19 protein-coding genes are annotated in these 18696 nt (G+C 41.0%); 8 read left to right on the top strand and 11 right to left on the bottom strand.

Features of this window, described 5'->3' with window-relative positions; all coding sequences use genetic code 11:
* Window positions 1–85 precede the first annotated feature (85 nt).
* Together VBD025_RS16870 and VBD025_RS16865 are read left to right on the top strand one after the other, a co-directional pair.
* Window positions 86–391 (top strand): DUF378 domain-containing protein, encoded by a 306-nt coding sequence (locus tag VBD025_RS16870; protein ID WP_430787593.1) that lies wholly within the window; start codon window positions 86–88, stop codon window positions 389–391.
* Between the two features lie 71 nt (window positions 392–462).
* Window positions 463–837, top strand: coding sequence for a carboxymuconolactone decarboxylase family protein (locus VBD025_RS16865; protein WP_430787591.1), 375 nt, complete (start codon window positions 463–465; stop codon window positions 835–837).
* Between the two features lie 84 nt (window positions 838–921).
* Here VBD025_RS16865 and VBD025_RS16860 read toward each other — a convergent pair whose 3' ends face one another.
* Window positions 922–1347: a pyridoxamine 5'-phosphate oxidase family protein gene (locus tag VBD025_RS16860; RefSeq protein ID WP_430787589.1), complete on the bottom strand. Its 426-nt coding sequence runs from the start codon at window positions 1345–1347 to the stop codon at window positions 922–924.
* Between the two features lie 71 nt (window positions 1348–1418).
* Complete coding sequence (locus VBD025_RS16855) at window positions 1419–3626, bottom strand: MMPL family transporter (protein ID WP_430791472.1); 2208 nt, start codon at window positions 3624–3626, stop codon at window positions 1419–1421.
* A gap of 843 nt (window positions 3627–4469) precedes the next feature.
* Here VBD025_RS16855 and VBD025_RS16850 point away from each other — a divergent pair.
* Window positions 4470–5096: a TetR/AcrR family transcriptional regulator gene (locus VBD025_RS16850; protein ID WP_430787587.1), complete on the top strand. Its 627-nt coding sequence runs from the start codon at window positions 4470–4472 to the stop codon at window positions 5094–5096.
* Between the two features lie 266 nt (window positions 5097–5362).
* On the opposite strand, the gene VBD025_RS16845 is transcribed toward VBD025_RS16850, so the two are convergent.
* The 3 genes from VBD025_RS16845 to VBD025_RS16835 are packed head-to-tail and all read right to left on the bottom strand — an operon-like array spanning window position 5363 to window position 7676.
* Window positions 5363–6142: an ABC transporter permease gene (locus VBD025_RS16845; protein WP_430787585.1), complete on the bottom strand. Its 780-nt coding sequence runs from the start codon at window positions 6140–6142 to the stop codon at window positions 5363–5365.
* Window positions 6139–7065 (bottom strand): ABC transporter ATP-binding protein, encoded by a 927-nt coding sequence (locus tag VBD025_RS16840; protein WP_430787583.1) that lies wholly within the window; start codon window positions 7063–7065, stop codon window positions 6139–6141. The genes VBD025_RS16845 and VBD025_RS16840 overlap by 4 nt, the downstream gene beginning before the upstream one ends.
* A 2-nt stretch (window positions 7066–7067) precedes the next feature.
* Complete coding sequence (locus VBD025_RS16835) at window positions 7068–7676, bottom strand: TetR/AcrR family transcriptional regulator (protein ID WP_430787581.1); 609 nt, start codon at window positions 7674–7676, stop codon at window positions 7068–7070.
* A 170-nt stretch (window positions 7677–7846) separates the two neighbouring features.
* On the opposite strand from VBD025_RS16835, the gene VBD025_RS16830 reads away from it, so the two are divergent.
* Together VBD025_RS16830 and VBD025_RS16825 are read left to right on the top strand one after the other, a co-directional pair.
* Complete coding sequence (locus VBD025_RS16830; protein ID WP_430787579.1) at window positions 7847–8824, top strand: ring-cleaving dioxygenase; 978 nt, start codon at window positions 7847–7849, stop codon at window positions 8822–8824.
* Between the two features lie 19 nt (window positions 8825–8843).
* Window positions 8844–9299 carry a MarR family winged helix-turn-helix transcriptional regulator gene (locus tag VBD025_RS16825; RefSeq protein ID WP_430787577.1) on the top strand — a complete coding sequence of 152 codons (456 nt, stop codon included), beginning with the start codon at window positions 8844–8846 and terminating at the stop codon, window positions 9297–9299.
* Between the two features lie 143 nt (window positions 9300–9442).
* Here the strand turns inward: VBD025_RS16825 and VBD025_RS16820 are convergent, their stop codons facing one another.
* The 6 genes from VBD025_RS16820 to VBD025_RS16795 form a co-directional block, all read right to left on the bottom strand.
* The gene (locus VBD025_RS16820) at window positions 9443–10135 is read right to left on the bottom strand and encodes a DUF421 domain-containing protein (RefSeq protein ID WP_430787575.1); all 693 of its coding nucleotides are present in this window, start codon (window positions 10133–10135) and stop codon (window positions 9443–9445) included.
* Window positions 10136–10353: 218 nt separating this feature from the next.
* A complete protein-coding gene (locus tag VBD025_RS16815; protein ID WP_430787573.1) occupies window positions 10354–10776 on the bottom strand; it encodes a GNAT family N-acetyltransferase in 423 nt (140 codons plus the stop codon).
* The gene (locus VBD025_RS16810; RefSeq protein WP_430787571.1) at window positions 10776–11291 is read right to left on the bottom strand and encodes a YjcG family protein; all 516 of its coding nucleotides are present in this window, start codon (window positions 11289–11291) and stop codon (window positions 10776–10778) included. The genes VBD025_RS16815 and VBD025_RS16810 overlap by 1 nt, the downstream gene beginning before the upstream one ends.
* Window positions 11292–11440: 149 nt before the next feature.
* Window positions 11441–12163, bottom strand: coding sequence for an alpha/beta hydrolase (locus tag VBD025_RS16805; RefSeq protein ID WP_430787569.1), 723 nt, complete (start codon window positions 12161–12163; stop codon window positions 11441–11443).
* A gap of 141 nt (window positions 12164–12304) precedes the next feature.
* Window positions 12305–14119, bottom strand: a complete 1815-nt coding sequence (locus VBD025_RS16800) for an ABC transporter ATP-binding protein (protein WP_430787567.1) — start codon at window positions 14117–14119, stop codon at window positions 12305–12307.
* Window positions 14109–15839: an ABC transporter ATP-binding protein gene (locus tag VBD025_RS16795; RefSeq protein ID WP_430787565.1), complete on the bottom strand. Its 1731-nt coding sequence runs from the start codon at window positions 15837–15839 to the stop codon at window positions 14109–14111. Before VBD025_RS16795 ends, VBD025_RS16800 begins: the two co-directional genes overlap by 11 nt.
* Window positions 15840–16058: 219 nt before the next feature.
* On the opposite strand from VBD025_RS16795, the gene VBD025_RS16790 reads away from it, so the two are divergent.
* From VBD025_RS16790 to VBD025_RS16780, 3 genes are all read left to right on the top strand, one after another.
* Window positions 16059–16589 (top strand): DUF5412 family protein, encoded by a 531-nt coding sequence (locus VBD025_RS16790; protein WP_430787563.1) that lies wholly within the window; start codon window positions 16059–16061, stop codon window positions 16587–16589.
* Between the two features lie 205 nt (window positions 16590–16794).
* Window positions 16795–17352: an AAA family ATPase gene (locus tag VBD025_RS16785; protein ID WP_430787561.1), complete on the top strand. Its 558-nt coding sequence runs from the start codon at window positions 16795–16797 to the stop codon at window positions 17350–17352.
* A gap of 49 nt (window positions 17353–17401) precedes the next feature.
* On the top strand, window positions 17402–18688 hold the full coding sequence (locus VBD025_RS16780; protein ID WP_430787559.1) for a S41 family peptidase: 1287 nt from the start codon (window positions 17402–17404) through the stop codon (window positions 18686–18688).
* Window positions 18689–18696: the final 8 nt, after the last annotated feature.

The following is an 18696-nucleotide window of genomic DNA, read 5'->3' as shown; positions in this document are numbered from 1 at the left end:
TGTGATTGTATGAAAAATGACATTACGGCAAAAGATAACACGAGTCCGTTTAGACTAGTTGAGATAATAAAGGAGGTGTAGTTACATGACAACGATAAAACGTATAGCCTTAACATTAATAATTATTGGCGCTTTGAACTGGGGATTAATTGGGTTTTTTCAATATGATTTAGTTGCTGGAATATTTGGTGGACAGGACGCTGGTTTATCTCGAGTAATCTATACACTGGTTGGAATAAGTGGTGTATACTCAATTATCATGCTGTATGAGTGGATGCAAGAAAAGAGCCCGGATCGAGGTACTATCAGAAAAAGAAATTTTGATTATCGCACAGAATTTGGTGAAGATACCGACATCCCACGAACAACTAAGGAAGATACAGATAAATAGTTTTGATGCTCATTAAGCCACGTATCCTGCGTGGCTTAATGGTTTAAAAAATCAATGAAGGAGTGAAAGGAATGGAGCACGAAGGAACAAACACCAATCAGTCGATGGATAAGCATCTACTTAATTATAAGGAAGGGCTAAATAAATTCAGTAACGGAATGCCCGAACTGGTGCAAACGTATAACGAATTTACCAAGCACTGTTTTCGCGATGGGGAAATATCGCCAAAAAATAAACAATTGATTGCTCTTGGCATAAGTGTTTACTCGCAGGATGAATACTGCATTATTTATCACACGAAGGGTTGTCTCGATCAAGGGTGTTCAGAAAAGGAAATATTTGAAGCAATTGGCGTTTCTACTGCCTTAGGTGGCGGTGCAGCAATGAGTCAGGGCGTCACCCTTGTCCAGGATTGTATGGAGCAATGGCAGCAGCCGAAGCATTAATCTTAAGTGGTGATAGAGGTTGGCTGGCTGATATAGCTTTTATAAAAAAATTAAAACCGGGCTCCTGCAGCCCGGTTTATCTTTTTATGCTAATTCTAAGCGTTTAGGTGATTCACCTTTTTTGTTCATCAGATTAATTTGGATTGGTTCGATTTCCAGAACTATAAAGTTTGGATCTTCTGGACCATCAAACCAGCTTTTCATATGATCATTCCACATCTTTTTTTTCAGTTCTGCCGAATCATTGATGGTAACTTTACCTTCATACTCTACATAATCATCGCCAAATCCATCACCATCGTAACCTAAAAGAATATGGGTATACGGATTGGTTTTTATTTCGTCAGTTTTGTGTGTTTCTTTATTTGTGACGGTATAGAGCTTTAACGCTTCGTGAGAAAAAGTCATGTACCTTGAATGTGGTTTATTCTTCTGTACGGTTGCCATTGTGCCTACCATACTATTGTTAAGTATTTTTTCGATACTTGCTTTCGTTTCTTGTTGAGTCAAACTAATACACTCCTCTTTTGGTTATATCTGTATTATTCCACGTGCAGTTAAAATTAAACAAAACGTATCCACTAATCTTTTTTCTTCCAAAGCTTACCTGGCCAGAAAGCGAACCTTCCAAGGACCGTGGTGATGGCTGGCACAAGTAATGGTCGAACAATAAATGTATCGAGTAAAACACCAATTGCTGTGACGGTTCCAAATTGAACGAGTACCTGAAGCGGCAGAACTGCCAATACAGAAAACGTACCGGCTAATATCAATCCTGCTGAACTGATTACACCACTTGTCTGGCCAACTCCTTCAGCAATGGCTTCTTTCATTGGCATCGTCAATCGATTTTTCCAAATACTTGAGACCATAAATATATTGTAATCCTCCCCAAGCGCGACTAAGAATACGAACGCATACAGTGGAATTAAACCTTGCATGGCAGGTGCATCCATACCATAATGAATTAAGATCCAGCCCAGACCTAAAGCAGAGAAATAGGAGAGCACTACGGTCAGCAGTAAATAAATCATCGCTACAATCGAGCGCAAATACGCGAGCAGTAATGCTGCAATAATCACAAGAACGACAGGTATAATCAAGTTTTGATCCCGGCTGGTAACCTGCTCGGTATCATAGAGTCCTGCCGTTTCTCCACCTAGCCAGACATTTTCATCAGCAGGTTTTACACCTGCATCAGTGAGGAAGTTTTCTACCGATTCTTTTATCTCAGGAATCTGATTTACTGCCTGATTCGAATAAGGATCAATTGCTAAGGTAAGTTCATACGCCTGATAACCTGGATCGGTCTCGCCGGTTTTCGGATCGCTTACAGACTCCACCACGTCAAGTGAAGCAAGATCTTCTTTCAACGAAACATCTTCACTCCCAGTATCGACAATTACCTGTACAGGCGCTATCGTTCCAGGAGGATAGTGTTCGGCAATAATTTCAAAACCTTCACGTGACGGCATATCTTCCGGAAACGAATCAAGTACGCCATACGTATACTCTATTTTAGGAACAAATAGCGCAAGGCCTCCGAGAAAAACAGTACAAATAATAATAATCGTCCACGGTTTTGTAGTTACAAGATGGCCGACAGACTTACTGAAGCGGCTTCTTGTATTCGGTCGTCGAACACGTTTGCCTTTCTTTTTCTCAAGTTCCTGTGTCATTTTTTCAGTACGCGGAATAAATGGGAAAAAGGCTACTCTACCAAGCAAAGAAAGAATGGACGGCAAGAACGTCAGAACCGCAATCCCCATCACGAATATTGCTAAACTGAACGGTACAGCAAAACGATCGTAGGATGCATATTGCGCTAACGAAAGCGTTAATAGACCAAGTACAGTTGTTAGAGCGCTCATCATAATTGCGCCGCCAGAATGACCGATTGCCTTCTGAAGTGCTGTATATTTATTAACTTCCAGCTGCAATTCATCGCGGTAGCGTGAAATTAAGAACAGACAGTAATCCGTACCTGCTCCAAACAACAGAACAGTCATAATCGAAATTGCCTGTGCATCTACCTCAATCCAGCCCTGACTTGCCATGAAGCCGAGTAATGGGCTGATTAATCCATACGCGATTCCTACACTGATTAAGGGAACGACTGCCAGAATAGGGGAGCGATAGAGTACGATTAACAAAACTAATACAAGTAATACAGTAGAAATCAGTAGTGTAACGTCTGCCTGACTGAACAGTTCCGTCGCATCAGTTTGAATGCCAACCGGTCCAGTAAATCGGAGATGGAGTCCGTCTTCAGTAATTTTTGTTTTGAAAGGGTTGTCAGATGTTATACTTGTGACGCGATCTTCAAGTGTATCTAGTGACTTCTGCAATGCTTCTGTAGCAGTACCTTTTTCAAAAAATACCGGTGTTGAAAGTGCAGCGCCGTCACTCGAAGCGGAGGCTTTTAATGCTTCTGCAGGAATGCTTCCGAAATCCGGGACAAGTGACTGGTTTTCCAGTGGATCCTGATTTAACTCTTTATAGAGTGATTGAACCGCCTGGTAATCCGTATCCGTTAATCCTCCGTCCCGATACCATACGAGCAGGAGAGGGACGCCGGTATTATTAGGAAATTGTTCGTCCGCAATTTTAGCTGCCTCAACTGACATGGCATCTTCTGGCAGCAGGTTAGTGGAGGTGGTTTCTTCGTCATTTACTTGTGGCCAAATCGACGTTAATATTCCAATTACCAAAATCCAAATGACAAGCGTTGCGAAGCGGCTTTTTGAGCCAGAAACCAATTTTCCCCATTTCATTAAAAAGTTGTACATCAAATCTTCCTCTCCTGATAGTTAACCTATTATGTTCGAATAGGTTCGCGTTTTATTTGCTTAATGATATAACATACTACCTAACTTAAAAAAATTGCGAGTATCAACAACGAGATTTCCGTGGGCGGCTGGTGAGCTTCCAGACACTGAAAAAATCACATGGGAGACGAATTTAGTGAATCTGCGATCGCATCTTCGAATACACTTCGCGCACCTTAGGGCACGGCTTCAGCTTCCTCGGATAAGCAAAGACCGCTTTCCTGCGGGATCTTCAGCACTCGCTGTTCCCGCAGGAGTCTCGTGAATTCGAAGATGCTAAGTTAAAGTGTAATACTAATTTTCAAAATCCACACTTTTTCAGTTACTTCACCTTTCCTTCCACAGGAGTCTTCATGTATATTAGCTACTGGTATAATAGTTGTGCTTATATCAGAATGAATTAGTAGAAAGAAATAATAAAGAATTAAATAACTTTATCAGTACAGGTGAGCGGAGGGTGGTGACTCCTGCGGGAACAGCACGAGTCTGAAGGCCCCGCAGAGTGGGTTTCTCGAGGAGACTGAAGCCGTGCCCGCGGAAAGCATCCGCCCGCAGCGATCCTGTACGGCAGCTAGTGAACATCACTTTGGAAATAAAGCTAAAGTTACATCAAATTTTATTTTTTTTCGTCAACTATAAGAGTCTATTTAATTATTGCAGGAAACATCAACTTATTTCATTCTGTGAAAGATGAGTTAATTAGATTAATTATATATACCAGATGGTTAATTTACAACAATTAACACTATTTATTCGATAGATGTTATAATACAAAAATAAATAAAGGACAGGGAGAGAGCACGTGTGAAAAGCAAACAGAATCGTTCACCAGGCAGACCACGTTCGAAGGATTTGGAACTGCCAACGAAAGATAGCATTCTAATGGCTGCATCCCGACTTTTTTTAGAAAACAGTTATCCCAATGTATCGGTCGATGATGTTGCAAAAGTATGTAACGTAACAAAAGCAACCGTATACTATTATTATGACAGTAAAGCAGAATTATTTACCGAAACCATGGTGCAGATGATGGAGCGGATCAGAAAAAGAATGCATGTTTTGCTGCAGGAGGATCTGCCGTTACGCGAGCGACTCCTGAACGTTACGCGAGCACATTTAAGGGCAACCGTTAACATTGATATAGAGGGAATTACGAAAGGCCTAAAGGATGCATTAACGACGGAACAGACTAAAAAAATGCACAATGCAAAAAAAGATATGCATCAAGCGATTGAAACGTCATTTGTCGATGCCGTAAATGATGGCGAGATTCCAGAAATTAACCCTGCTTTTGCAGCACAGGCATATTTATCGCTTGTGCGAGTAGGTAACTATAAAACAACGGATAACAAGTCGATTTTTTCTAATACAGAAGAAGCCGCTGAACAAATTATTGAATTCTTCTGGCGAGGACTCTTTCCTAAAAATTAGAATAGAAACATGATTATACCCTGGATGGCGGACTAAACTATTCGGGGATTTTTTTATGTAGAATAATAATAACGCTAAGCGGAAAGTTAAGAGGAAGAGAGGTGAATGCCATGAAAAAAGGGAAAGATAAAGTCGATGAAAATCGCTTGTATAATCCAGAAGCAGCTTATTATGAGAAACGAGATAAGAAGGAAGAAACCAGCAAAAAAATAAACAGGAAAAACTGATTGGTGCCTGCCAATCAGTTTTTTTATTCAGAGATAGATCTAATGCTGATCAGCAAAAAGCCATAATAAATGGGTGCTGATGAAACCAAGCAAACTCACCAAAAGAACAATAGAGACACTGCTGATAGGGAGAATTTGTGCAGTTCCCGTTACGCCACTATACAAGGCAGGTACAGCCCACGGGAAATATGCACCATAACCGGCAGCAGCAATAATTTGCGAGAAGACAACCATTAACACCACGAAACCAAGCGGACCTAAATACCCTCGGCCGTAAATAGCAAAAAAAGCAACTGGGGTGCCAAGTGCAACAGTTAAAAGTGTTGTAATCATCAATACATAAAGTCCATGTATCACTACCGATAATGTCCACATGGGGAGTCCAATTACTAACCCGATAATGATCCCGACTATAATGACATGCAGGCTTAAAAGTATATTCGTTAGCAGGATAGTTACAAACTTAGCATTTACAATAATTGCTCTGGAGTAAGGAAGGGCCAATAGATCCTTAGCGGTCCGATCGGTATATTCCCTGCCAAACACCCAGCTTGTGATAAATCCAAAAGTCAAAATTCCTCCTACTGCGATCGTTTGAGCGAGTAAGCTTAAATAGGAGGGCCAATTCGCTTCTCCAACAATTTGAGCTTTCGCTCCTAGTAACCCAGCACTCTCGGCAAGTTCCGGGTTTTTAAGAACGAACATAAAGAACCCACCCATTAAAGGAGCGATAGAAAAAGCGGCAAGGGTAAACCAAAGGATTTTTGATTTGCGAATTTTCAGTACTTCAGCATATAAGACGACACGGAACGAATTCATTGATTTTCGGCTCCTTTCTTACCAATCACCCTTAAAAAATAGGACTCCAGATTTTCGGATTCTACTTTCAGCATGGTAGGAGGTACACCATTGTGAACGATAAGACTAGCTATGTGATCCGGATTGCGAATTGCTTCTTTATCATACGTCTCAATAAGTCCGTTTTCATTAAGGGCAGTTGCGTATCCAGCTGTTTTCAGGATTGCTAGCGCTTCGTTTTTATCATGCATATCAAGTAGTAGGCGTTGATTCAGCAACGTCCGTAAGCTGTTGGCTCCAATTTCCTGAATCAACTGGCCATCATGAATAATGGCTATGTTGGTTGCGATTTTGGCAATTTCACCAAGGAGGTGACTGGAAATGAAAATTGTTACACCTTTGTTGAACGCTAAATCGTGCAGCAGTTCTCTAATTTCTACTATGCCAGCAGGATCCAAACCATTAACGGGCTCATCTAAAATCAGTATTTCAGGATTGTGCAAGAGAGCTTTCGCTATGCCTAATCGCTGCTTATTCCCTAAGGAAAGATCTCGAGCTTTTTTGTGCGTGTACGCTGTCAGGTTCAGTTTATCAATCATACGCTCAACAGCATGCAGGTCAGAAATCAAACGAAATTTCAGGAAAATATCTAAGTTTTCCTTCACAGTGAGTTCAGGATAGGCGGAAGGGGATTCGACCATATACCCAACATTTTTCCAAATGAAATGATTGGTGAGACTGACCTTTTCACCCATAATAAAACAAGAGCCGCTTGTAGGACGAATCAAACCAAGCAACATCCGGATGGTCGTTGTTTTACCAGCTCCGTTTAGACCGATGAAACCATATATTTCCCCTTTATTAATTTGGATAGAAACATCATCAACTGCTTGAAAGCCTTTGTATGACTTGGATAAGTGAGTCGTCTGAATAATTGTCTCCATAACTAATTCTCCTCTGTTACAAGACCTTCCACTATTAGGTCAATGTGTAATTCCATCGTTTTCTTGTATACCAGTTGTCCAATTTCCTTCTGATGGAGTGTAAGTATAAATAAAGACCGCAATACCCCTGCAATAACTTCTGGATTTTGTTCAATCAACACGCCTTGATTTTGCCATTTTCTAATCAAAGGCAGCAATGCAGCAGAGTCATTATTGAAATGTTCTTCAAGTCGTTCTGGTGGTAACTTTCTGAGTAAAGATTCTATCGTGTTTTCAACGTACAATTGACGAATGAATGGATTTGTTTCAATGGTGTTAATCGTCTGCAGGAGCAGTTGTTTGATTGCCTGTTTTGGCTGATTCTTCGCTTGAATATCTATCCCTGCAAATTGTTTCTTTATCTTTTCCTCTTCTTGTTCAAGAATTTCGAAATACAATGCTTCTTTCGAATTGTAAAATTTATAAAAAGTTCCTTGTGCAATACCAACCTGTTTGGTTAATTCGGTAATGCTGGTTTTTTGTAATCCGTATTTACTGAACAACAGCTTTCCTTGATCAACAAGTGCAGTGATAATCCGTTGTTTTTCGTGTTCGCTAAATCCCTTTGGCATTGCGTTTACCTCCATATATGAATATGTGAATATAATGTATTTATATTCACAGTATACGCTTTTGTAAAAAAAATTCAATAGAAGCAATCAAATTGACAAGAGATAGAAGGAGTAGTAAAATTATCTCGAATTGAAGATAATAGAAACTGAGACAATTTGGAGGTAATAAAATGAATGAATTAAAAGGAATTCACCACGTTACAGCAATAACAAGCAGTGCAGAAAAAAACTATGAATTTTTCACATATATATTAGGAATGCGGTTAGTAAAGAAAACAGTAAACCAGGATGATATCCAGACCTATCATTTATTTTTTGCAGATGATACGGGAAGCGCGGGTACAGATATGACATTTTTTGATTTTCAGGGGATTCCAAAAGGGGTCCACGGTACAAATGAAATTGCTAAAACCTCGTTCCGTGTACCAGACGACGCTGCCATCGAGTATTGGGTTAAACGTTTTGACCGATTGGATGTTAAACACGAAGGAATTCAGGAACAATTCGGCAAAAAAGTGCTGCCATTCGTTGATTTTGATGATCAGAAATACCAGCTAATTTCAGATGAAAACAATCAGGGAGTTGCTGCAGGGACACCTTGGAAGAATGGACCCGTTCCGCTAGCTCATGCCATTACTGGACTTGGACCGTTGTTTGTTCGCATTGCAGACTACAAGTATTTTAAAGAAATGATGGAAAAAGTGCTGCAGTTTAAGGAGATTGCGGATGAAGGGGCTTTTCACTTATTTGAAGTGGGAGAAGGCGGAAATGGTGCACAGGTAGTGGTGGAACATGATGCTGATTTACCACCAGCAAGACAAGGTTTTGGGACGGTGCATCATGCCGCATTCCGCGTAGAAGATCGCTCGGTATTGGAAGAATGGATTGGTCACATGGAGAGCTTCGGGTTCAGAACTTCCGGGTTTGTTGACCGACATTTCTTCGGTTCTCTATATGTAAATGTTGCACCACAGATTTTATTCGAGTTTGCTACCGACGGACCAGGTTTTATGGACGATGAAACGTATGAAACACTTGGTGAAAGCCTGTCTCTGCCGCCAATGCTGGAACCGAAACGTGAAGAGATCGAAAAAGTAGTTCGTCCGATTGATACCGTCAGAAGTACAATTACGTTTACAAAAGAATAGCAACTAAAGGGCTGATTATATGAAAGAACCTGATAATTTAGAACGCCAAAGCAGCAGCTCATTGAAATTATTCGTCGTGCTCACCCGCGCGCTGCAGGCTATTGAGAATGAAGTAGTTAAGGACATAAAAAGCCATGGACTAAGTCTGACGGAGTTTTCCGTGATGGAACTGCTGTACAACAAAGGACAGCAGCCCATCCAAAAAATCGGTAAAAAAATCTTGCTTGCGAGCAGCAGTACAACATATGTAGTAGATAAATTAGAGGGAAAGCAACTTCTTGAAAGGAAAGACAGTCCGAACGATCGCCGAATTAAGTATGCAGCTCTTACAATGGACGGAGAAAAGATCATGAAACAAATTTTCCCAAAACACGTCGATGCGATGAACGATATAATGGGCGGACTAAGCACAGATGAGAAAGAGGATATGATTATGCAGCTGAAAAAGCTTGGATATCATGCGCTTGGCCGGTGAATTTAACATCTATTATGTGATGGCGCTGAAAAAGTTACTTGTCGTACAAAAAAGTGGATCTATGATCGCATCTTCGAATATACGAAGCGATCAATTATCCACTTATTTTGTACCGCACAGGGCTGATTAAGCATGCGGAAGTATTAAGTTTCCCGATCTGTGAATGGGAGTACGAAGAGTTCGTGGCCTTCTGTCCATTCGGCATAGAACACGTCACATACGGTAGTGATTTCCTGCTTTTGTAATTCATCGGTGAGCCATTTTTCGCTCAGGTTATTTTCCTTGAGATTATCCCAAATAATTTCACCGTCATTGATCAGTGTGACGGCAAGGCTAAGTGCTTCTGGCTTTAGATTCAGATCGTAGCGAGTAGGGATTTGGTATGCCGATTTTTTTAATACCGAAACTGTTCCGTCTGTTTCTAAAATAGCATATTCCACTTCCCGGATTGTAAAGACATCCTTTGACCGCAGCATATGCTGGAGCTGGTTAATATCGAGATTGCTTTTTTTCATTTCTTCCCGCATCAATTTACCTTTTCTGATAATAATAGACGGCTGGCCTTCTAATAATCCACGAGTACCTTTGTACTTTTGGGTTATTTTTTCTGTTATAAATAGAATGATTCCCCATAATCCTATTGCGAATGCAATTTCCAGAATACCGTACTGGTCGTCAAACAGAGCGTTTCCTACCAATTCTCCAAGTACTAATGCTGCAATAAAATCAAATGGGGTGAGCTGTGTAATTTGTGTTTTACCTAGTACTTTTGTAAGGATAAACAAAGCTGCAAAACCGAATATGGACTCCAGTAAAATAGATAGTAAATGCTCCATGTAAGACAACCCCTTTCTACGCAGATAAGAAAGTATCCATCCTTTCTTACTGTATAAGCACAAACTATAGCTTTTGCCATAAGGACTAGCGGTAAGCCAAGTTTTCTAATATGTATTCAATGCTTAGGTTATCCCAATTACAGGGTTGCATACAAGACTGTGTAAAAAACAAAAAAAGCCAGAATGCCGACGTCTGAGGTCCAGCAAACTGACTTTTTCTATAACTCTTTTACCATTGTCACATGTGGAATACCGGCATCCATGAATTCGCCAGATACCGTTTCGTACCCGAGTCGTTCATAGAACGCTTCTGCATGTGTTTGCGCGTTTAACTTAGCTTTATTATAATCATTATTTTTTATTTCCAGTTCCATACGCTGAATCATTAATTTCCCGTAGGATTTTCCCCGTTCCGTATCCAATACACAAATACGTTCAAGTTTTCCATAGGTATCGACAAACCGTAAACGGGCAGCAGCGATCGGCACACCGTTTTTCGTGCCAACGAGATGGATCGCTGTCTCGTCGAATTGGTCCAGCTCCATTTCAGGAGGTACTTTTTGTTCTTCGACAAATACTGTGGTTCGAACATGGTAGGCTTGTTCAAGTTCGGCATTTGATTCGACGATTTTTATATCCACTATTCGTCTTTCCCAAATACAAATGATTCATAAACCGTCCATGAACCATTCTCCAGTTGATACAGCAGCTGGAAACGATCCACTTTATCTTCCAATTGAATATCTTTCATCGTCAGGCTGCCATACACATCGGCATATTCCTGGTCAGATAGCTTTTGTGCAACCGTAATATGCGGCACAAATGAATATTCTTTATTGGCAGGGAAGCGGCCGGACTGCATTTTTTCAAACAAGTCAACGATTTCCTTTGTTGCTTCTACTTTCATGTAGATGGTGTTGGTCACTGGTGCGAAGGTGCTGACTTTATTAATATTTATTTTAATTGGTGCAGTTTCTTTAGCGATTGCGCGAAGCTCAGATACAAGCTTATGAATGGTATCATCGTCCGCTTCGAAAGCTTCCTTCAATGTAATGTGTGGCGGAATTAACGCATAATGCGGGTCATAACGCTTACGTAACGCGTTCGCTTTGTCCTGGACTGGCTTTGATGGAAATATTGCAATTCCGTATTTCATAGTAAAACCTCCTAATTATTTTTGTGCGACTATTACTATATGAAGTACCAGCTAGTTCATTGATGAATAAATTGGTATAGGCTTTACACTCTATTATAACAAATATTTTACAAAAAAAGGTGGGTAATTTGTTACAGTTTTCTAAAAAATTAATGAAACATGGATGTTAAAGCTCGTTTTAAGTCTTTTTGCCAGGCTTTCCACGTATGTTCGCCCTCAACTTCGTGATAAATATAGCTGACTCCGATTTCCTCCAGAAGTTTGTTTAATTCTCTGTTAGGTACAAGGAAATCTTCTTTCGTACCGGCGGTTGTATCAACTTCGGTTTCTTCGAGTCCAATTGTGTGATAAATATCTATGGAATGAATATCCTTCGCGCTCCGGACAGCATCCATCACTTTTTCGTCGACATATGGTGATTGCATGATGACCTTGCCGAACGTATATGGATAGCGTAGTGCAGTCATTAACGCAAGCGTTCCGGCCAGCGAATCGCCCATTAATGCACGTGCGCCGCTCATATGATAAGTTGGCAGTAAATCATCGAGTAGCGGAACTACTTCGTACACGAGAAAGCGGATGTACGCTTCTTGTTTTTCACCACTCGGATGATATTTTTCCTTGCGATCGTACTTATCGTTATAATGAATTCCAACAAATACGGTATTGTCAATTTCTTCTTTATCATGCAGCCGATCACTGAGCGTTGCAGCACGTCCAAGCTGATAATAATCATCACCGTCCTGCATGATGCAGACATGGTATTTATATAACGGCGAGAATGACTCTGGCTGATATATTTTCAGTGTCATAACCTCGTCCAGATGTTTACTGTCGATTTGTTCTTCCACCATCGTACCTTTTCTTCCCATTGCTGAACACCTCACTATTATTCGGGCGGTACCAGGTACGGCCCGACATTTGTCATTTATTGTCGAATGTTTTTTTCTGTGGTTCAGCTACATTTTATCATGGACTTTCGTATTTTTCAGCATTGAGAAACGCTTGATCTGCTAAACTTGTGTCAACTGACCCTGGAACAGATTATAGTAATGACTTTTATTCCGGATTAATTCCGTGTGGCTGCCTTTTTCGATAATGTTTCCATGCTCGAGCATGATGATTTTATCTGCTTCCTGAATGGTGTTTAACCGGTGGGCGATTACGAAACTAGTCCGGCCGCGCATCAATCGTTTCAATGCGTCCTGAATCGTCACCTCGGTAATGGTATCAATATTACTTGTCGCTTCATCTAAAATCAGGATAGAAGGGTCAGCAAGCAATGCCCGGGCAATCGTGATTAACTGCTTCTGTCCCTGGCTGATTCCGCTGCCTTCCTGGTCTAATACGGTTTCATACGTATTCGATAAGCTTTCGATAAAACCATGTGCATTGGCGTTTTTCGCAGCAGCGATTACTTCTTCGTCGGTCGCGTCCAATCGCCCGTACCGGATATTTTCCATAATCGTTCCTTTAAATAGAAAGGAATCCTGTAAAACAAACGCCATATGCTGACGGAGACTGGAACGCTTAATATCTTTAATATCGACATCGTCGAGCGTGATCTTACCTTCGTCATAGTTGTAGAAGCGGGCGATCAAGTTGATAATCGTTGTTTTCCCAGCACCGGTATGGCCGACAAACGCGACTGTCTCACCAGGATTCGCTTCAAATGTAATATGATTCAAAATAGTTGTATCTTCGTACGCAAATGACACATCCTCAAACTGCACATGCCCAGTTGTTTCTGGCAAGACTTCCGCAGATGCCTCATCTGTTTCTTCCTGACTTTCATCCATTACGTTAAAGACGCGTTCCGCACCAGCAACCGCCGATAGCAAGATATTAAACTGGTTGGATAATTCATTCAGTGGGCGGGTGAACTGCCGCGCATATTCGGTGAAAATAACGATAACGCCGACCGTGATCATGCCATTAACAGCGAGAATTCCCCCGACAAGCGCAACCAAAGCAAAGCTGAGATAGTTCAGCATGTTCATTACTTTTGGGATGAATCCAGAAATCGTCATCGCCCAGAAACCGGTGTGGCGCAGTTTTTTATTGCGTTCCTTAAATTCGCCAATAACACGATCTTCCTGGGAAAATGTTTTGACCACGTGCTGTCCGGAAACGGTCTCTTCCACATAACCATTTAATTCGCCCAGATCCCGCTGCTGCAGCTTATATAAGGGACCGGTTCGTTTCGTGATCCACTTCATTCCGAAGAACATTAATGGAATAATTGACATTGTCACAAGTGTAAGCAGCGGACTTAAGATCAGCATAACAACTACTGTTCCTACAAGTGTCAGGATACTGGAAAAAATCTGTATCACGGATTGGTTGAGTGTATTGTTAATATTATCGATGTCATTTGTGACTCTGCTCATCAGTTCTCCGTGCTGCCGCTTATCAAAATAAGAGATAGGAAGCCGGTGAAATTGTTTAAACAGGTTTTCCCGCAGTGAATAAACGGTATTCTGTGCAATTCCCACCATCCAATAATTTTGCAGGAAGATGGCGACCGAATGAAATAAATAAATAATAACCAGCCAGATCAGTAGCACGCCAAGTCCAGCGCTATTCTTTGTAACGATATAATCATCGATTGCCATTCCTACGAGGTAGGGACCAAGAAGTGCAAGTCCGGAACTGACCACTACTGCTAGAATGACCAGTGTTAAGGTGAGTTTGTCCCGGAGTAAATATGCCCAAATGCGCCTTATGGTTCCGGCAGTATTACGCGCTTTTCTTGATTTTTTAGCTGAAACTTCGTCAAGCGGAATACGTTTTTCCTGGAAAGGTTCTTTGAATTGACTAATTGGCATGGAGATACTCCTTTCCAAACTGCGACTCGACAATCTTGCGGTAGAGCGCTGATTGTTCCAGCAGTTCGTGATGGGTTCCGTTCGCCAGAATCTGTCCGTGATCCATTAGAAGGATCTGGTCAGCGTCCATGGCGGTGGTGACCTTTTGTGTAATCATCAGATTCGTACAGGCATACGATTCAATTGCTTGAAGCAGCTTCGACTCTGTTTCTAAATCAAGCGCACTGGTACAATCGTCGAGCATTAAAATTTTCGGCCGGCGAATCAGCGCGCGTGCGATCGAAAGACGCTGCTTTTGACCACCGGAAAGGTTAACCCCTTTTTGACCAATTCTAGTCTGGTATTGATCTGGCAAGTCCATAATCGTGGAATGGATTTGCGCATCTTTTGCCGCCTGAATTACGTCTTCTTCCGTAGCATGTTCCTTACCCCAGGCGATATTTTCAAAAATAGAACCACTGAAAAGCAATGGATTCTGCGGCACATAACCGATAGCGCGGCGTAAATGCTCCAGGGTATAGGTGGTAATCGGTTTATCGTCAATCGAAATCACTCCGCTGTTCACATCGTACAAACGTGGCAACAGCTGGAAGAGGGAAGTCTTCCCTGATCCGGTAGCACCAATAATCGCAACCGAATCGCCAGCATTAACGGAAAAAGATATCCCTCTGAGAACCTTCTCGTTCGTTGTATGGTAGGCGAACGTAACGTCCTGCATATTTATTTTTCCATTTTCTACGACAGTGTCTGCTTGTGCGTCCTTGGACTCATGTAAATCGATATCCACATCAAGTACTTCACCAAGGCGGGTGGCAGATGCTTTTGCTCTCGAGAAAGCCATCGTAATAAAGGTGAACATGGAGATTGCCATCGAGACACGCAGCGCGTAATTGACAATCGCTACAATATCACCAACCGACGAGTCACCAGCAACCACCTGATTATTTCCGAACCACAGAATTGAGATCAAGCTCATGTTCATGACAAATAAGAGCACAGGCATCGATGCCTCGACGAAGCGGAAGGTATAGCGTGTTTCCGATGCTAAATCTTCATTCGCTTTCATAAAACGGTTTTCCTCATGATTACGGCGCAAAAATGCTTTAATTAACCGCATTCCTGCAAGATTTTCCTGCATAACCCGGTTTACACTGTCAACCCGCTGCTGCACGCTGCGGAAGAGGACACTCGCGCGCTTCAGCACCCAAAGTAAAAAGAAAATCAGCAATGGAACAGTTATAAGGAAGATCAGGGCAAGCTTGGCATTGACAATAAACGCCATAACCACGCCACCGAGAACAATCAATGGTGCTTTTACCATGATGCGCAATCCCATGTGAATGGTATTCTGCAGCTGCCGAACGTCGTTGGTGAATCGGGTCATGAGTACGGATGTTGGATATTGGTTGAGATTTTTAAACGAAAATGCCTGAACCTTTTTAAACAATTTCTCACGAATATCATAACCAAAACCATAACTGACATGTGAGGCGTAAAAGGAATTAATAATACCAGCAAAAAATGCCGAGAAAGCCAGTCCAACCATAATACTGCCCCACATCACAATACTGCCAACGTCCTCTTTCATCACGCCTTCATTTATCATAATTCCAAGGAAAAAAGGAAGAAGCAGCTCAGTCGCAAGCTCAATCAGCGTTAACGTATATGCAACCCAAATCGGGATTTTATAAGATCTCAAAAAAGAAAAAACAGTTCTCACAGCCAGTCAAACCTCCTTAGGGACAGAGGGACGGTTCTTTTGTCCCGCTCGTATGTAGTGCTTCTATTATATAAGGAATGAAGCGGATTATCTATTCTGGAGATTTCAATAAATATAAAAACCCTATACTGAATAATGTGAATTTGTGATAGAATTAAGAAAATATGAATAGTGGGACATGGGGACGGTTCTTCTGTCCCGGCAAGAGGGGGAGAGGTCTTGGCTAGAAAATATAATAGGGTCGAATTCTACTTGTGTTTATTTTGCGTAATTGCTTCATTATATGCTTTTTACTCAACAATTTCCCAGGTTTGGGTGATCACACCTCCAAATTACATACTTTTACTAGTGACTATTCTAGCTTTTATTCTTAGTATTGCTGGATTTAAGGATAAAACGAATAGGATAGCGAAATTAAGGAGCTGGCTGACCGTCGTGGTTTCTTCGCTGCTGATTTTTCTTCTTTTTGTTTCCGTGTTGTTTACATCACTCTTTTCAGGTGCAAAAAACTTGATTAAAACAACCCATTCGCCAGATCATGACTATACAGTTGATTTGTATCGTACTAACGGAGGGGCAGGATCGTCATTCGCAGTGATTGGCGAGTTAGATGGTCCACTTTGGTTTAAGAAACGAATTTATATTCAAACAAACCGGATGGAGGCACGGGTTAAATGGGAGAACGAAGATACTGTCACCATAAATGGGCGAACGCTTAACTTAGCCGAAGGAGAGTCCTATTCGGAATAGCGGGACAGAAGAACCGTCCCTGTGTCCCTTACTTCGAAACTAATTCCAGGTATAAATCACAATCTCGATTTTGATGATGACATTTATAAGTCTATAGATGTTTTAAAAAGTATAGTAAGTGATATTAATAGATTTTTAAATTTGAAAACCTGAGCTTTAAGAGCGGGACACAGGGACGGTTCTTCTGTCCCAAAGGAGGGAAACCATGAAATTTGTATTATTGTTTGGTCCGCAGGCTGTTGGCAAAATGACTGTTGGACAGGAATTATCGAAAACCACTGGCTTAAAACTTTTACATAATCACATGACAATAGATTTATTAGAACCATTTTTCGGCTTTAGTCCTGAAATGTGGAGGTTATCTGGTCTTTTTCGTGAAGAAATTTTTAAGGCTGTCGCAAAGAGCGATGGGGAAGGAATGATTTTCACCTACGTGTGGGCATTTAATAAGGATGAAGATTGGAAAAGCGTTGAAAACGTGTGTGAAATTTTCACTGCTGCAGGCGCGGAAATTTATTTTGTTGAGCTGGAAGCGGATGTTGAAGAAAGAGTACAGCGAAACAAAACCGCAAATAGGCTGGAACACAAGCCAACTAAACGCAACGTTGATCAGTCTGAAAAAGAATTGCTATCTTCCATGAAAAAGCTGAGGTTGAATTCAAAGCCTGGTGAAATAAACAAAGAAAATTATATCAGGATTAACAATACGAATTTATCCGCTGAAGAAGTCGCCGAGAAAATTAAAATCGAATTTCAATTATAGAGGGAGCGGGACAGAAGAACCGTCCCTCTGTCCCTTTAGGAGGGTGTATATGTACCAAAATATTTTTGACGAAGTGGTGGATATTTTACATAACGATTATGCTGGTTGTTTGGATAAAAAAGGCTGGGATTTTCCTGGTTTTTATAGGGACCAAATTAAATTGAAGAATGATATAAATGACGCTGAATTTGTAAAAATTGTTCAGGACTATTTACTGGATTTTAAGGATTTACATATGAATTTTAAACAGGCTCATGCGAACGAGAGGGTTGACGTGGGGTTTTCTGTTAGAAGATACAATGATTTATTATATATTACTGCAAGTGGTATAGAGAAACGCGTTGAACCAGGTGAAGCGATATTGTCTTTAGACGGAATAACGGTTCCTGAATTGGTTGAGGTTCATGCGAGAGAATTAATGGAGAAAGAAGCGGAAAGGGAGAACTGGATTCCGATCATCCTCTGCTATAAACAGGCAAAGGTAAAAGGAAAGAATGGTATTTTGTATACATTGGATATAAGCAAGTTTGAAAAAGAAAGTACCGATCCTGAACATTCCTTAAAAGTTTTAGAGGAAGATTCGCTACTTTTGACGTTAACAGATTTCATGGATCATAACGCAATTGCAGCGCTCATAAAAGAAAATAATACCCTTTTAACGAATGCTGAAAAATTAATCATCGATGTTCGAGTCAATAAGGGAGGAAGTGACTTAGCCTATTTTGACTTGCTGCCTTATCTTTTTGAAGGGGAATCAGTGGATATAAACAGTTTTGATGATGGAATAATGTTGACGAATTGTACTGGCAGAAACGTAGAATTAAGAAAAAAACTGCTGAAGCGTGCATTTTCTTCTATAGAAGATCCAACAACAAGAAATCAAATAGATATGCTGATAGAAGTCCTGGAAGAAAATAAGGGGAAAGGTTTTGTCGAACTCGACTTTGCAGAAATGATAGAGAGTTTAATTATGAAGACGAAACCTGGTCCCAAAAACGTCATTATTTTAACAGACGTTTATTGTGGAAGTTCAGGTGACTCGTTTGTCGAGATTTGCAAAAATTCATCAAAAGTCACTGTTATCGGAAGACCTACTTTAGGCTTAAATGATTATGCGAATATAGCAGTTATGGATTGGGAGAACAAATTCGAACTATGGTATCCAACTTCCAAGTTATCGAAAGTAGATGAAGGCAAAGGAATGAGTGGAATCGGTATCCAACCTGACATCTATATCCCCTGGACCCCAGAACACATAAATGAAGATATCGACCTAACAAAAGCGCTGGAGTTAGCGGGACAGAGGGACGGTTCTACTGTCCCGGCTCAAAAGTGAGGTGAGAT

Source organism: Virgibacillus flavescens, assembly GCF_050574275.1.
Lineage (GTDB): Bacteria > Bacillota > Bacilli > Bacillales > Amphibacillaceae > Virgibacillus_F > Virgibacillus_F flavescens.
Note: the sequence above shows the minus strand (reverse complement) of the source record. Positions and strands in the feature narration are given on the sequence as shown.

Excerpts from the sequence above, each read along its gene's own strand:
- VBD025_RS16870 (WP_430787593.1), top strand. The coding sequence starts at position 86 with ATGACAACGATAAAACGTATAGCCTTAACATTAATAATTATTGGCGCT.
- VBD025_RS16865 (WP_430787591.1), top strand. The coding sequence starts at position 463 with ATGGAGCACGAAGGAACAAACACCAATCAGTCGATGGATAAGCATCTA.
- VBD025_RS16855 (WP_430791472.1), bottom strand. The coding sequence starts at position 3,626 with ATGTACAACTTTTTAATGAAATGGGGAAAATTGGTTTCTGGCTCAAAA.
- VBD025_RS16845 (WP_430787585.1), bottom strand. The coding sequence starts at position 6,142 with ATGAATTCGTTCCGTGTCGTCTTATATGCTGAAGTACTGAAAATTCGC.
- VBD025_RS16840 (WP_430787583.1), bottom strand. The coding sequence starts at position 7,065 with ATGGAGACAATTATTCAGACGACTCACTTATCCAAGTCATACAAAGGC.
- VBD025_RS16835 (WP_430787581.1), bottom strand. The coding sequence starts at position 7,676 with ATGCCAAAGGGATTTAGCGAACACGAAAAACAACGGATTATCACTGCA.
- VBD025_RS16830 (WP_430787579.1), top strand. The coding sequence starts at position 7,847 with ATGAATGAATTAAAAGGAATTCACCACGTTACAGCAATAACAAGCAGT.
- VBD025_RS16825 (WP_430787577.1), top strand. The coding sequence starts at position 8,844 with ATGAAAGAACCTGATAATTTAGAACGCCAAAGCAGCAGCTCATTGAAA.
- VBD025_RS16820 (WP_430787575.1), bottom strand. The coding sequence starts at position 10,135 with ATGGAGCATTTACTATCTATTTTACTGGAGTCCATATTCGGTTTTGCA.
- VBD025_RS16810 (WP_430787571.1), bottom strand. The coding sequence starts at position 11,291 with ATGAAATACGGAATTGCAATATTTCCATCAAAGCCAGTCCAGGACAAA.
- VBD025_RS16805 (WP_430787569.1), bottom strand. The coding sequence starts at position 12,163 with ATGGGAAGAAAAGGTACGATGGTGGAAGAACAAATCGACAGTAAACAT.
- VBD025_RS16800 (WP_430787567.1), bottom strand. The coding sequence starts at position 14,119 with ATGCCAATTAGTCAATTCAAAGAACCTTTCCAGGAAAAACGTATTCCG.
- VBD025_RS16785 (WP_430787561.1), top strand. The coding sequence starts at position 16,795 with ATGAAATTTGTATTATTGTTTGGTCCGCAGGCTGTTGGCAAAATGACT.
- VBD025_RS16780 (WP_430787559.1), top strand. The coding sequence starts at position 17,402 with ATGTACCAAAATATTTTTGACGAAGTGGTGGATATTTTACATAACGAT.